The sequence below is a fragment of the Proteiniphilum propionicum genome (assembly GCF_022267555.1).
GTDB classification, from domain to species: Bacteria; Bacteroidota; Bacteroidia; order Bacteroidales; family Dysgonomonadaceae; genus Proteiniphilum; species Proteiniphilum propionicum.
In genome coordinates, this window is sequence record NZ_CP073586.1 from 3,543,753 (window position 1) to 3,559,661 (window position 15,909).

Annotated in this window: 10 protein-coding genes; 1 reads left to right on the top strand and 9 read right to left on the bottom strand. The window is 40.1% G+C overall.

What is annotated here, in order from left to right:
* Window positions 1-59 precede the first annotated feature (59 nt).
* From KDN43_RS14680 to KDN43_RS14710, 7 genes are all read right to left on the bottom strand, one after another.
* Window positions 60-1,577, bottom strand: a complete 1,518-nt coding sequence (locus KDN43_RS14680) for a Gfo/Idh/MocA family protein (protein ID WP_238867311.1) — start codon at window positions 1,575-1,577, stop codon at window positions 60-62.
* Between the two features lie 61 nt (window positions 1,578-1,638).
* Window positions 1,639-2,181, bottom strand: a complete 543-nt coding sequence (locus KDN43_RS14685) for a hypothetical protein (RefSeq protein ID WP_238866877.1) — start codon at window positions 2,179-2,181, stop codon at window positions 1,639-1,641.
* Window positions 2,156-3,346 (bottom strand): transposase, encoded by a 1,191-nt coding sequence (locus KDN43_RS14690; protein ID WP_238866875.1) that lies wholly within the window; start codon window positions 3,344-3,346, stop codon window positions 2,156-2,158. The genes KDN43_RS14685 and KDN43_RS14690 overlap by 26 nt, the downstream gene beginning before the upstream one ends.
* Before the next feature lie 208 nt (window positions 3,347-3,554).
* The gene (locus KDN43_RS14695) at window positions 3,555-4,688 is read right to left on the bottom strand and encodes a glycan-binding surface protein (protein ID WP_238867312.1); all 1,134 of its coding nucleotides are present in this window, start codon (window positions 4,686-4,688) and stop codon (window positions 3,555-3,557) included.
* 31 nt (window positions 4,689-4,719) lie between these two features.
* Window positions 4,720-6,426, bottom strand: coding sequence for a RagB/SusD family nutrient uptake outer membrane protein (locus KDN43_RS14700; protein ID WP_238867313.1), 1,707 nt, complete (start codon window positions 6,424-6,426; stop codon window positions 4,720-4,722).
* An 11-nt stretch (window positions 6,427-6,437) separates the two neighbouring features.
* Entirely contained in the window at window positions 6,438-9,680 is a 3,243-nt protein-coding gene (locus KDN43_RS14705) for a SusC/RagA family TonB-linked outer membrane protein (protein WP_238867314.1), read from the bottom strand.
* A gap of 109 nt (window positions 9,681-9,789) precedes the next feature.
* Window positions 9,790-11,982 (bottom strand): DUF4434 domain-containing protein, encoded by a 2,193-nt coding sequence (locus KDN43_RS14710; RefSeq protein WP_238867315.1) that lies wholly within the window; start codon window positions 11,980-11,982, stop codon window positions 9,790-9,792.
* A gap of 758 nt (window positions 11,983-12,740) precedes the next feature.
* Between KDN43_RS14710 and KDN43_RS14715 the strand changes: the two genes are divergently transcribed.
* Window positions 12,741-13,784, top strand: a complete 1,044-nt coding sequence (locus KDN43_RS14715; RefSeq protein WP_238867318.1) for a LacI family DNA-binding transcriptional regulator — start codon at window positions 12,741-12,743, stop codon at window positions 13,782-13,784.
* A gap of 212 nt (window positions 13,785-13,996) precedes the next feature.
* Here KDN43_RS14715 and ilvC read toward each other — a convergent pair whose 3' ends face one another.
* On the bottom strand, window positions 13,997-15,043 hold the full coding sequence (gene ilvC / locus KDN43_RS14720) for a ketol-acid reductoisomerase (RefSeq protein WP_238867320.1): 1,047 nt from the start codon (window positions 15,041-15,043) through the stop codon (window positions 13,997-13,999).
* A 269-nt stretch (window positions 15,044-15,312) separates the two neighbouring features.
* Window positions 15,313-15,879 carry an acetolactate synthase small subunit gene (gene ilvN / locus KDN43_RS14725; RefSeq protein ID WP_238867322.1) on the bottom strand — a complete coding sequence of 189 codons (567 nt, stop codon included), beginning with the start codon at window positions 15,877-15,879 and terminating at the stop codon, window positions 15,313-15,315.
* Window positions 15,880-15,909: the final 30 nt, after the last annotated feature.

A 15,909-nucleotide genomic window follows, 5' to 3' on the forward strand; every position in this document is an offset into this window, starting at 1 on the left:
TTTCAAAGTAAAACAGGGGGGCCGGGTTTTCAGCCCCTCCCCCTTGAATTGGTCCGGATTTAAATTTCAGGCATCAGTGGCAGCGTGAAGCCGTTTTGGTATGTATGCCTTATCCACTCGTTTGCCATCTCCAGGGCGTTGAATTCGGCAAACCGGCGGTCGAACTTCGGATCCCCGTCTATCACCGCGTACTCATCCACCGTTACAATCTTTATCTTGTCCGTAGGGGAAATGTTTGTGAACTTCATATTTTCACCGTCCCACTTTAATTCCCGGTGCAACCCGTGTAATCCGGAGAGCCTGGTTGCCAGGACACCCATCACTACCATCTCGTTGAAAGGTCCCGAGAACTGGAAGTTGGACGAAGACTCCCTCCTGCTATTGGCGGGCTCCTTGCATGCCCTTATCCAGTCCTGTTCGTGGGCATCGGTAGCCCAAATATTTCCGTTTCCCCCCTTGACCCTGGGAATAGTGGGCTCGGGCTGTTTAAAGTCTGCCATCAGGGATGTGGGCAGGAGCGTCGGATTCATACCGTAACATCCTGTCATTATTTTCCCCTTTGTTCCCACTAAGATGATACCTCCGTTTTCATCCCCCATCATTTCGCCATCTTTCAATTCTTCCGGACGGTCGGGAACCAACCCGCCATCGTACCAGTAAACAGTTAATTCGGGCATTTCTACTTTTCCCTTAGGTGGCCGTGCCGGGAACTTATAAGTGACTTTTTGAGCCTGTGGCGGTGAATAAAGGTTTGAGAGTGTTGAGCTGGCCTCAACGCTAACTGGATACTTCAAATCCAATGCCCAGTATAGCGGGTCCATGATGTGACAGGCCATATCACCCAGGGCGCCTGTACCGAAATCCCAGAAACCGCGCCAGTTCCATGGCGTGTATGCCGGGTCGTAAGGCCGTTTTGCGGCCGGCCCGATGAACAAATCCCAGTCGAGGGTCGCAGGAACGGGAACACCCCCCTTTGGTTCGGCCAGCCCTTGCGGCCATATTGGGCGGTCTGTCCAGCAGTGAGCCTCGTAGACGTCGCCAATGACGCCCGACTCGACCCACTCTGCCACTTGCCGGCACCAGTCGAACGAGTTGCCCTGGTTACCCATCTGGGTGGCAACCTTGTGCTTTTTTGCCAGCCTGGTAAGCAGCCTGGATTCATACACGCTGTGTGTCAGCGGTTTTTGCACGTAGGTGTGTTTCCCTGAAGTGATGGCATGAGCAGCCACTCCCGCGTGTGTGTGATCGGGCGTTGCCACCATGATTGCATCTATGGTGTTACCCATTTTGTCGAACATCTCCCGCCAGTCTTTAAACTGCCTGGCCTTGGGATAATCGCTGAATGTCTTTGCGGCATATTTCCAGTCCACGTCGCAAAGGGCAACGATGTTCTCCGTCTTCATGTTCGCCAGGTTGCGGCGTCCCATCCCGCCAACGCCAACGCCCGCGATGTTGAGCTTGTCGCTGGGAGCCATATGCCCGAATGATTTACCTAATATGCTGTTAGGTACGATAGTCAGCCCGGCGGCGCCTGCCGCAGCTGTTTTTAAAAATTTTCTTCGTGAATAGATTGTCATAGGATATCTGTTAATTATTTAACTTTCAAATGTATGAGTCTGCTCTGAAAACCCCATTTTTTCAAATTGCTGAAAAATGAAGTTTAACCGGACAAATGTGATTGTTTTTATTAATTGAAAGTATGTTTACAATAATATACATATTGAAACATAAATTAATTATATATTGTGGCAGTTTTTGCCAAAAAAGCGCTCTTTGACTTATTCGCGTCATATAATTCACTATCCTGACGAAGTTTATCCACAACGAGCGGGAGTATGCCCATAGTTTGTGCTTGGCAAGTGACCTGTAACGGCTCTTGTCATTCGGGTAATGGTATCCTAACTGGAAAATGCTTGCTTCGACATTGTTCCTGATATTTTTTTCATCTATCGGGATATCGTCCAATTTCTTCCTCAGAGCGGCAGCCCTGAGGTTATCCTCATCGAAGTAGCGGTATTTTCCTTCTTCAGTCTTGATCCTCCATTTCCTCTGTGTTTTGTCTTTGCGGAGTTTTACCCGTTGTGCCTGTATTGTTGTTCCTGTTTTGTTGTCGGTTACTATTAAATTGATTTCATTCTGTTCGTCCAAACGGATGTCATATCTCGGTGCGGGGCCTTGCATGCCTGTGAGTATCAGCTCGATGCCATTTTTTATCGCTTTGGCAATACTCCTGATTATCAGCACTGTGGTAAGCCCCGTCGGCATATACTTTCTCTATTTTGTCGGATATTATTTCCTGTGTCCGATCCAGGGCTTGTTCAAGGAAGCCGTTGTCCGGAGCCGATGCCACCGTTACCTCGGTATCGGTTATCAGGTTCAATGCCGTATCTTTGTCATCTCCCGGTTGGTCGCATGTCTCGGTGACGTTCACCGAATACCCTTTGACCTTGTTGCCGTCTTTGTCACGGTAATGGCAGTCGGTGTCATGGGGTGACTGTATGGATTTGGCGCTGACTTTCTCCTTTTCCAGAGGAACGACAGTTTTGTCCCTGCCAACCGAGTATTGTTGTTCGAAAACCGCTTTAAGGGTCTGGTAATGACCATAGTCATGCTTCTTGAAGAGCCCTATAAAACGGTACATCAGTTTGCCCAGTTCAACGAACCTGGCATCAACCTCGGCCTTTGTACTGCGGTACACCACCTTGTTGCCCGTTTCACCCTGTATGCTTTCGATAAGGGAAAACATCTCTTTGGACAGGCTCTTATTGAAGATATGTTCCTCCCTTTCATTGATAAACAGACGCAGGGTTTCATGAATCAACTCGTAACGGGAGTACCAGGCGATATTGCTGCCGACCAGTTTACTGTCCATGCGCACCTGCTTGCCGCTCACCTCAAACTCCAATAGCTGGTCACGGGTGATTTGCCCCTGGCACTTTTTGAACAGGTCTTCGCCGTGTTCCCTTGCATAGTCAACCAGATTGCGACGGAAAAGGTAGTAAGTGGATGAAACAGGCTCAGCGTCCTCTAACGACATCAGACCCAGAGCACTGCGAACAAGTAAATTGTATGCGCAGTTCTCAAACAATTGTGCGTCGCTCCATCCCTGGCCTTCCTTGAGGATCATCATACCGACCAAAATACGGATAGAGGCATTAGGAGCCCCCGTTCCATTAGAATAAAGTGGTCTGAAAATAGACTCATCCACACGCATTACAACATGGTTTCGGAACCGGTTATGCCAGGAGTCATTTTTTAGGTATTCTTTCTTCTTAGAGTCTCTGAAGTACTCCGTCGGTGATGAAAAAATGCCCAATTGAGGGTTTTCGTCCGATTTTTTGAACATATTATACAGTTTTAAGCCCTACTAAGGTAGTGAATAATAGCTATATACGCAAATATTTCAAAGAACTTTTCAGGTGAAATTTACCTGATTTATAAAATTTATTGTACAAAAAATTTTAAACTAAATTATCACTCCGACTTTTCGGAGCGGACTCAATGTATTGTAATAACAACTAAATCTTGAGACCACAAACAAATTAAGAATAAAATTAATCACCCTTTTTAAATACGCGAATATTATCAAAAGAAAAATTACGAGCAATATTCGGATCAATCTCTAGACGCATATTAAAAGAATGGTAGTAATAGTTGTCCTTGTATGTACTCGACCGGTTTACAACAAAAGGTAAGGTAATGGTTTCCCATCTATTGAAGTTTTGAATAGTGAAATCTGTAGGCTTCCATTCCATTGGAGCTGCGTCCCAGAACAGATAGCTGAGAATTCTGATTCTACCTTCAATAAACTGGTTAGCTGTTCTGAATTCACATTTTATCACATAATTCTGATAATTGTCAAGCATATCATCAGTGTAAGGTACACCACCCTTCTCTGCAATATACCACCAGCCCGAGTATGCTGAAGTATGGTCAATGCGCAGAAAATTTCCACTCAAACGTTGTTTATCTGCCGGATCAGTAACAACATTAACTGGATTGCTTGGCATTAATTCATCAAAATCCATTATCATACACTCCCTGTCATAATAACGTCCCGGGCAAACAGCCTCAACATTATACTTCAGACCTTTAACTTTTACTTTAATGTTCTTATCCACATCTTTAGGTACCTGAGCTGTTAAATAATTATTGGCTGAAGAAATTACCTTACTTGTTTTTCCATTAAAATCCACAACAGCGTTTATTGAATTAATCTCATACAAAGAGAAGAAATCACCGTAAATCATAATTGTATCACCAGGCTTTGTATATTCATTGAACATACGGTCTAGTTTAAGATCAGGCGCAAGTGCCTGAAACGGAATCTCCTGAATACCCAACTTATTGTAGACATAGATTTTATTTGTTTCAATTACAGGAAGTTTTACCGGAATTTTCATATAAAGTATGTCATTTTCAGTATATACTTCCAGCATATCTACTCTCACGTCATTAATCAAAATTGAATCAATGTTATCTATGTCAAGGCCTGTACCATGAATCGCAATAAAATCGCCTAATGCAGCCTTTGTGATAGTAGTACTTAAATCTTTTATCGTGGTTATCTTTGATAATGAAATTAAATCTACTTTTTCGCTATCAACTGAGCAAGAGGCAATTGTTAAAACAGATAATAATGCTCCAATTAACCATGATAAACTCTTGGCGTAAATATTTTTTTTCATAACTATTCGCTTTTGTCGTTAATAAATATAATCACCATCCCGGATTATTGGTTTCGATATAAGGATTTGCGTTTACCTCATTTGGTGGTAACGGAATCAACAGATGTTTCTGTTCACGCCTCTTGATAACTCCATTTTCGTCGGTTGTTCCAATAGCATTCATAACCTGCAAGTAGATACCCCAACGTATAAGGTCTGTTCTGCGATGGCCTTCGGCAGCTAACTCCTTTGCCCGTTCTTCCAGTATATAGGAACGAAAAGATTCCAGAGTAAATGGTTGTTTTTTATTCCTGTCGATAACTGTTGAACTATTATTACGTGTGTTTAATTGACTTATTATATTCAAAGCCTCTGCAGAAGGGCCGTTATTTACTTCATTATCTGCTTCGGCAAAGATTAGCAATGTTTCAGCGTAACGCATATATGGCCAGTTGAAATCTGTTCTATTACCATCGATAGGGGTAGTTACAGCCGTAAACTTCCTCAGTTTTGATCCATACAGATGTGCATCGTACCGCACAATATCGGTAGGGCTATATCCTTTTTCACCTTTTTTTACGTACACGCTATCTCGCTCAGGATAAAAGCAATATGTCATTTTCCCGGTCTCCTGGTTATATGAAAGAGGGACACGGTGCATGATTCCCCAGTTAATACGGTCATCATCCCAGTCATCAAAAGTTTGCAACCAATGATCTCTCTGAATATAATATCCACTACTCCAAACATTATTTTCATTTGCTCTCGGGTATCCCCAATAATCTGATGTTATGTAATTATAATAGAGTGTCCCTTCTTTAATAGTTTGCAGACAGAATTGAAATTCAGGGCCATTTTTATATTCAGGACTCCATAATTGACTTTGTGAAACTGCCAGCTGGAACTCATTATCGTTAATAACTTCCAATGCTTTCTCTCTCGCCAAACGATAATACTCTTTGGAGTCAAAAACTTCATATCCTGAAACCAGGTCTTTCTTGTGTGTAATAGCTTGTGGCATAAGACGAGACTTAGTTCCATCAGGATTGGTTACTGAACCAGGCCCTCCTTTCACAATAATATTACCGCTTTTCATTGAAGCAGAACCTATGGTTGCATAAACTTTGGCTAATAATGCTTTAGCTGTACCGCGACACACATGTCCTTTTTTATATTCAGAATCAGTGCGAGGGATCAAAAGAGTCTCAGCCTCTTTTAAAGTTTCGATAATGTGTTCATAAACCTCTTTAACCGAAGACCTGGGTAGTTCAGGTACATTACCTTCTCCAATAGATGTTTTAAACAGTGGTATTGGCCCATAAAACTGAACCAGTTGAAATTGTGACCATGCCTTTAAAAAACGGAGCTCACCCAAAGCATTGTTTTTTGTTTTTTCAGGAATGCCATTTATAAGGCTTACCAAATAATAATGATAATTAGCTCGGTGAATAGATTGACTGTAGTATTTGAAAAAATTATTGGCAGAGCCTGAATCATAAAAGTTCCCGGCACCAATCTCACCAAATGCCCAAGTAGGGCCTGTTTGGTAATCACAATCAAAGTTAACCAAATTATGGTAATTACCCCATTCGAAAGGAAAGTCCAAAGTGAGGTAAGCTCCCGCAACCAATTGATCATAGCTACGTGCAGCTGCAACATCTTCACCTGAAACAAAAGTAAAGGTCTTTTCATCTAAGGAACACGCCCCTAATATAAATAAACTTATAGCATATACAGCTAATAATTTTGAGAGTTTCATATTTTTACTTTTTAAAATGCTAATTGAATACCAAAATTAAATGTGCGTGCACTTGGGTAGGATGCCAGGTCCACTCCTCTGCGTGACGCATCACTGCCGAAAGTGTTAACATCAGGATCATACCAATCATATGAACTGATAGTAAACAAATTTGTTACACTGGAAACAAAGTTAATGGATTCAATATATTTGAAGGGAGGCGTCCACCTGTAACTTAGGCTGACATTCTTACACCTCAAGTAAGAACCGTCTACCACATAGCGGTCAGAAGGCTTCATTGATCGCGTATAGGTTCCGTCTGAACGTGGCCACAAAGCATTTGCTCTGTTATCTGCTGTCCAGCGATTATCCCAAACAAACTTCGGCATATTATTACTGCCTGCCATCTCAAAACTCTTTAAATTAACATTAAGGATATCATTCCCATGTGTCCCTTGTAAAAAGAAGCTAAAAGTAAAATCTTTATAAATTAAAGTATTGGTTATACCGTATTGGTAGTCAGGATTGGTGTTTCCAATAATTGTCTTATCACGATCATCGATAACGGGATCATCATCCATGTTTTTGTATTTGACCTGTCCAACCATACTTTTAACTTTCGATGCACTTTCATTAGTATAATATCTGTCGGCTCTCACTTCTGCTTCATTATCATAGAAGCCATCTTCAACATAACCATACAGTGTTCCAATAGGATATCCATTCCTTCTTAAAAACATGCTTTCAATACCCCAGGCAACATCAGAGAACTGATCTGCATTTAATCCCTCTACCCTATTTTTGTTAAAAGAGATATTTGCATCAAATCTCCAAATAAAATCTTTTGTTTTTACCGGAATGAAATTTCCGCTTATTTCCAACCCTTTATTAATTACTGAACCGTAGTTGGAAGCAATTTCCGCGAATCCTGAACTCATTGGGATCAACTTGTACTGTAACAGATCCGAAGTCTTTTTGTAATAAACATCAAAGACCAGATTTACACGGTTATTAAAAAAAGCAGCGTCTAAACCTAAATCATACTGTATTGTCGTCTCCCACTTCAAATCGGGTGCAGCAGGGCCTCCCCAGCGATCTTCAGCCATGCCGCTTGTAAAAGTGCCATCAAATGGATAGTTAGAGGATACGAATCGAGAACGGGTTGCATATGCGTTTACGCCCTGATTACCGGTCTGTCCCGCACTAAACCGTAATTTCAAGTTATCAAAAAAGTTCAGTGATTTAATGAGCTCTTCGTCCGACAAACGCCATGCAATGGCCCCAGAATAGAAGTTGTTCCAGCGATTTAGTGAAGAAAGTCGGCTGGAGCCGTCACGACGCATTGAAAATGTCAACAAATACCGATCCATGAGATTATAATTTGTACGGAACAGATAAGACATCAACTGAGATTGTCCTTTTCCACTACTGATCTCTTTTGCTCCGATAGCTGCATTAATGTCGTTATCTTCAGTATCATCAGAAGGAAAGTTCTTAGCATTCATAGATTTATTTTTCCACATAACTTTTTCATAAGTCAAACCTAAAACAGCATTTACAGCATGAATACCAAATTTTTTATCGTAATTAAGTAAAGATTCGGTCGTTAAACTTTCGTATGCATTATCTGATTTAACTCCATAGCCGTTTGTTGGATATTGTCCCGAACCTGTCCAGCGATTATAGTACTGATTACGTTCATTAAAGCTATAACTATAACCAAAATTTTGACGGAACTTCAACCAATCAGTAAATGTAAGCTCACCAAATCCTGAAGTAAAAGCAGAAACAGATTCCAGTAAGTTCTTTTCGGTATGGACAGTAAGGTACGGATTAGCCAATCCCGACGAGAAATCTTCAGAAAATCCGGAGTCCTTGCTTGGGTCAAATACCGGACGTGTTGGATTGAAAGATATTGCAGAAGCAATTACACCATAATTCTCACTGTTTGTTCGTGCCAACCTGTTATCGGAACTTGTGAAACTAATGTTAGCTCCAATTTCCAGTAAATCGTTGACCTTACGAGTATTATTTGCACGTACTGAATAACGCTTGTAATATGAATTTACAATAACGCCCTGATTGTCCAAGTATCCACCTGAATACATGTAAGAGCCGTTTTTGTCACCTCCGGATACAGTAAGATTGTACTCTTTACTTATAGCTGTATGGAATATTTCATCTTGCCAGTTGGTCCCGTAAAACATCTGATCGTTAAGCAGAAAACCTGTTCTGAAATCATCAGGACTTGGTAAATATTCTCTTTTAACAACCACTTCTTCTCCCGTTTCGGGATCTTTCTCTATTGTTTCACTCCAGCGGCCAGGAAGAGGATAAGGCAACTGAGAGGGATCCACGTACTCTTTTCCATCATACATATATCCATTAGTTACCAGCTCATTACGAAACTCAGCATATTCTGCCGCACTTAAAACGTCAATTGTTTTAACCGGATTAGATATACTTAAGTTTGAACTGAACTGTACTCTTGCTTTCCCCTCTTTCCCTGATTTGGTAGTAATAATAACTACTCCATTTGCTGCACGTGAACCATAAATGGCTGTGGCTGATGCATCTTTTAAGACCTCAATAGATTGTATATCCTGTGGGCTGATCATGCTTAAAGGGTTGTTTTTCTGTTTCGTACCATAGTCAGTTGCCGGTGCTTCCCCAACAGAGAATGGCATTCCGTCAATAATATACAACGGCTCCGTGCTTGTTGTAAATGAGTTAGCTCCGCGAATTTGAATATTGATCCCTGCTCCCGGTGCTCCATCAGCCTGAGAAACATTGACACCGGCCAGCTTTCCCTGTAAACCCTGATTAACACTTACCGGATTGGTTTTTAACAGGGCATCACCTGCCAGAGAAGATACAGCACCAGTCAAGTCCCTCTTTCTAACACTGCCATATCCAATTACGACCATCTCCTCAAGCAATTGAGTGTCTTCCTGCATAATAACATTAATAATGCTTCTATTTCTTACTAAAATCTCTTGAGTTCTGTAACCAACAAAAGAAAAAACCAAAGTAGCGTTCTCATTCGCGTTAATTGAGTAATGCCCCTTGACATCTGTAACAGTACCCAAATTCATGTTTTTCACACGTACTGTTACACCGGTCATAGGCTCGCCCAATTCATCCATTACAATTCCTTCGATTCTGCCAGACTGAAACTGCTCCATATTTTCAGCCAGCAAATTATTAGGAATAGTCATTGATACTATTAGCAGTATCATTACGACTCCTGACAAATAATTACACAATCTTTTCATAAATTAATTTTTCAATAGATATATTTAAATATTTTACTCGCAAAAACAGATCCCTATCAATGCCGTAACAGTCAGAAATCTTTTCCAGACTGCACTTTACTCCGATTTTTTACTTCAACTCTGCTTTCGTTTTCTCAGACTCCTCACCCATAACGTTGTAAGCTGAAATTTCATACACATTATTTACACTACCGTCCTTATCTGAAAAATTTGTTTGAAATTTACCATTACGCAACTGAAGCTTATATATAAGTATTCCATCTTTATATATATTATATCCGTCTGTTGCAGCAAAACCCTGAGGTGCCCATTTAATTTCAGTTCCAGTCGGGGATTTGGTGATGCTTGCATTTATAACCTTTTTAGGAAGAGGTATCTTAGGTAACTCTCCTGTTTTACAGTACTGCAAATAGAGATCATGATATTCTTTATTTACTACAAAAGGACTATTATAATGACTATACGCAAAACAGATAATATTGCCTACATATCCGTTTACAATCTCCAATTGTTTTTGGACACGAGCCATAGGAGCGCTTGTCCAAAAACGCTGATCAAACGTTTCAACATTTCCCCAGAATTTTAATCCAGGTTTGCTGTTGACAGCCTGTTTCAACTTTGAAAACCATTCTCGTAAATTATCCAAAGTAAGCCCTCCTGCACCAATACAATCTTGAGGAGCAAAAATATCTCCTATTCTGAAATGAGTTTGGGCAAAAACATTCTCCCACATTACGGCATATTCCTGAGCATTTCCCCCGACCCGATAATTCATGAACGGAGACATCATAAATGGCATGTCAGGAGTAATTTCAGTTAGGTGATCAAGGTTAATATTCAATGCCTTGGCAAGAGCATCCTGACATTCGGATGTCATACAGTTCAGGTTATCAACCTCCCAAACCCAATACCAGCCATACATGGTTCTGTTATATTTCTCTTTGTACAAAGCAACTAATTCATCTGCAACTTTATTGCCGGCCTCCATCTGATTAAACAGCCATTCAGAGTCATAATCGGTTTTCCACCATCTTTCATTAAAATTAATCCCGATGAATACTTTTATACCATACTTTTGAGCACTACGTAAACATCTCTCAATCCTGTCTTTTTGCGCATTTTTCTTTACTAAAGGAGAAGGATAGTAAGCGGTTGCTCTTCCTTTCTCGTTTGTCAAAAGAGCTGGTGCATATATTAAATATGTGATGCCCGCTTCATTCAGCATTGCCATTTCCTGATCCCAACGTTCGTCATTCCACCCGGCAACTAAGAACTCTTGAATAAAAGTCCCGTTGAAACGAGGCGTATTGGAACCTTTATTCTTCTGTTCAAACTTATAATGGAAATAAGTTCCATTTAAATCTCTTGTATAGGTGTCAAAACCAGCCTCATCTTCATATAAATTAATTATACGCACACCTCTGTCAAGTGTTTCGTTGTAGGCGGAAGGATATCCCGTTTTACGACCGTAAGCAAGGGCTATATTGCCATCCAGATCAATCATGTAATCGTTATTATGATCATGCCCTGCAAAAACACCTATAACATCTCTTTTTTCAATGAACGATGAAAAAAGGCCCGTATTCAACCCGGGAGCGCAAACTCCTTCCTGCCTCTCACCGAATTCACGGCACACCCATCTTGCCGTTTCATATTCGGGCAAAGGAATATGAAAGAATGCCAGCGAAGGTAATTTTCGTTTATTATGAGCAGTAAAATAATCACTGCTATTCCTGTACCAATCAATTTGATCATGTTTAATCCAATCGTAATAACCAAAAGAGCGATCGTCAGTTATATTATGAGAGTCAAATAAATACAAAATCCATTTTTCTGTTGTCCCGTCTGAGGATAAAACAGGGAGAGTACAGTTTCCAACACCTGGCAGGGTGCCTTTCCGGGCATCATAAGTAAGGTTATACGGGTTAGTTCGCAAATATTCCAGAATTTCGGTTTTACTAACATCTGTCTCCCCATCATGGTTACCAAAAGCAACAGCAAATGGCGTTTTTTCTTCAGAGAACAGCCCAGACAGTTTTTCCCACCCAGAAAGGGCTGGAATTCCAACTACAATATCACCTGTAAGTACAACCAGGTCGGGATGCTCTATATGAATCATTTCACGAATCAAATTATAAGTACTATCATTCGCTGATTTATAGCGCTCACCCTCTATCCAATGGGTATCGGTTATTTGCAAAATTTTAAACTCACCACCACTGAATCTTAAATTTTCCACCTGTGATAAAGAGCATAAAGAGACAATCAAACAGAATAAAAGTATTAAGAAGTATCTTTTCATGTGATTATTTTTTTGAACATATTTGAAAAAGTCATTTTCCTACGAAACAGCTATTGATATGAGTATATTAAGCATCCAAAAACTCTGATTTCAGACATTTTTAAATGGGATTCATGAATTTAAATTTAAATTATAGTCAATAACCCAAAAATCCCATTCAACTTTTTAACAGCTGGTGAAAATTATTCTTATTCAACTTCAATAATTTAAAAAACCTTCGCTATATTGCACCTTGCTGTTAACATTCGTTTCCGGCAGTTCCAACATATTTGGCCAATAGAAAAAATAATCTTTTGTTGAGATTTTGTTTCCATCAACATATTTATAAATATTATTCATTAATACAATTATTAAATATGTTTTACATCAATAAACTGTAAATGTAGATAAAAACTACAAAAGCGCAATCGTTTGCGCGTTTTATTATTGTTAAACTTTGTTACTTTTTTAAAATTGGTTTCTTTTAAGTCTCGTTTGTAATAGCTTTGTTTTAACTTTATATTGAACTTATGTATGTATCAATTCGATTCGTATAAACTAAATATAAGATGCTTCGATGTTTCACGGGGTAACTGTTGCAAGCGAAGGGCGTTAAAAGAAAGGGACATGTTTAAACTTTTGCATTAAACAATGGCATTGTAAATTATTTTGCTATGCCGGCTGGAGGAAAAACATTTTGCTTTTACAAATGCAATAATTCTTTTAGCTTTGCTGTTTATGACCGGTAATTCTAATTGCTAACATAGGAAATAGTTTCATTGAAAAAAAATAGCTTATATAGTATGATACAAAAGATTAATATTGCCGATATTGCAAGAATAACAGGCTACTCAACCTCAACCGTTTCCAGAGTATTAAACGGAAAAGCAGATAACTATAGAATTTCAAAAGCTACACAAGAGAAAATTAAATCAACTGCCGATGAATATAACTACACGCCAAATGAATTTGCAAGAAATCTCAGAAAAGGATCAGGTCGGACAATTGCCTTAATCGTACCCTCATTAAAAAATCCTTTTTTCGCGGAAATGGCGAGCGCTATAAACTTAGAAGCAAGCAAGGCAAATTATATAACACTTATTGGCGACAGCGATGATAATATTACAATAGAACGGGAAACTGTTAAACAATTGACATCAAGGAGTATAGACGGAATGATTATTGTGCCTTGCAGTAATGTTTCAGACCATCTGTTGCAATTAAAAAAAAGGGGGATGCCACTCATTTGTATCGACAGGTATTTTGAAAATCAGGATTTGAGTTTTGTAACCTCCGATAATTATAACGGCGCATATTTGGCCGCAAAATATCTAATTGAACTCGGTCACACCAACATAGCCTGTATTCAAGGCGTAAAAGACTCTACACCAAATACACAGCGTGTAAAAGGTTTTAAAGATGCCATGTCGGACCATGGCATTAATACATACTCGGTAACCGGTGATTCTTTCAGTGAACAAAACGGATATCTGGAAACCAAACTGTTGCTCCAAACAGAAAACAGGCCTACTGCAATATTTGCCTTCAGCAATACAATAGCAATGGGTTCTTTGAAAGCTATAAGAGAAGAAGAATTAAAAATACCAGATGAGATTTCCCTTATTACATTTGACAATAATCCATATCTTGATTATATTGATCCACCTTTAACATGTGTTTCACAACCAATTGAAGAGATTTGCAAGATGGCTATAAGAATTTTATTTACAAAAATAAACGATAAAGAGAATACAACGAAACGTGTTTTTCTAAAAACCAGATTAATGATTAAAGAATCAGCGAAAAGTATCATACAAAAATAAGACATTGTTAATACACGGCGATTAAAATTCAGTATGTAATAATTGAGCTGGAATTTTCACCTGGTTAATTGCATTGCACAGCGCATCAAAAAAGAGACTCGGGTTTTTAAGCCTGTGTCTCTTTTATAAATGTAAATGCTGTATCGGTTTTTTATTTGATCTTTCAGTCAATGAAAAACATTGTTTACAAACAACAAACCAATTAAAAGAGTTCAATTGTTCTCAGGACGCAGTTTCCTGACTACTGCTCCGGCCTGCCACATCTCGCTTTCACGAAGGGCTTTAAGTTCAACCTCCAGCTTTTGGCGATAATCGGGTTGCGAGTTACTGTCAATAGAGCGCTGTGCTTCGTTGCCGCTTGCCACCTCCTTATATAGTTTTTCGAAAACAGGTTTGGTAGCATCATGGAACGGCCCCATCCAGTCCAAAGCGCCACGTTGAGCTGTAGTGGAGCAGTTAGCATACATCCAGTCCATCCCGTTTTCCGCAAATAAAGGCATAAGCGACTGGGTAAGCTCTTCCACTGTTTCGTTAAATGCTTCAGAAGGGGTATGCCCGTTCTCGCGCAACACTTCATATTGAGCCAGCAACAGTCCCTGGATAGCACCCATAAGCGTACCACGCTCGCCTGTAAGGTCGGAATATACCTCACGCTTGAAGTCGGTTTCAAACAGGTATCCTGATCCCACGCCAATACCGAGAGCTACCACGCGCTCATAAGCTTTTCCAGTGGCATCCTGAAAGATAGCATAGCTTGAGTTCAGTCCCCTGCCTTCAAGAAACATTTTTCGAAGGCTTGTACCCGAGCCTTTAGGTGCTACCAGTATTACATCAACATCGGGAGGAGGGACAATGCCAGTACGCTCTTTATAGGTAATGCCAAAACCATGTGAAAAATAGAGTGCTTTACCAGGTGTAAGATGCTTTTTTACTGTGCTCCAAAGCGTAATCTGTGCCGCATCTGACAAGAGGTACTGGATAATTGTGCCGCGTTTGCATGCCTCCTCTATCTCAAAAAGGGTTTCTCCCGGAACCCATCCGTCGGCCACAGCCTTATCCCAGGTCTTGCTGTTCTTCCGTTGACCCACAATCACGTTAAACCCGTTATCACGCAGGTTGAGAGACTGTCCCGGCCCTTGTACTCCGTAACCGATTACTGCTATTGTTTCATTCTTCAACACTTCCTGAGCTTTGCTCAATGGAAACTCGTCGCGGGTAACTACATTTTCCTCTACCCTACCAAAATTCATTTTTGCCATATTTTTTTGACTATTTGAGTCAAGAGTCACAACTTAAACATTATATATGAGCAGTCTTTCAGATATCAAAAATCTTGATCACTGAGCTTTGTGACTGATTAAAATGTGAGGTGTGTACTCATCGACCATTATTATAATATAATTAATTTATCCTTTTATAAATCTCCTGCTAAAATTCTCTTTTACTGCAGAGGGACCAAAATACATAGTGATATTCAATGTATTAAAATAATCATTTTTGATATTCATGGTTCCCGGAGCAGTCTCATTTATTCATTCTCAACAATCCCGTTGAGTACTTGTTCATGCTTTGCCAGCATATCGCTCAGCCGCTCCAATTTAGATTTCGTGATTGCAATCCTGCCGGAACGGACAAACTGCAAAACACCTATAGTTGAGGCCAGCTCATCAAAAAGCCCCTGTGTCTCGGCATAATGACCTGCTTTAAGAAACACAACACAATCTTTGGACACCTCCAGTATGCGGATGTTGTACTTCCTCACCAGATACTCTATGGAACCGTGTTCCAGCACCTTCTCGGTTGAGAGTTTGTAAAGCGCCAGCTCCTGGTGCACAAGATCTTCGTTGGTATTATAATAAGCCTTCAGAATATCCACACGTTTATCAATAAGCCGCACCAACTTCTTCATCACCTCCTCATCATCGGAAAAGGTGGTTATGGTAAACTTGTGAATCCCTTTTATTGCCGATGGCGAAACAGACAGTGTTTCTATATTCAACTGCCGACGGGTGAAAATAGTAGTGATCTGATTGAGTACGCCTACAGTATTTTCTGAAAATACTGTGATGGTATATAATGTTTTATTCTCATTCATAGTTCAGTTTTTATTAATTGTTTTCACTCA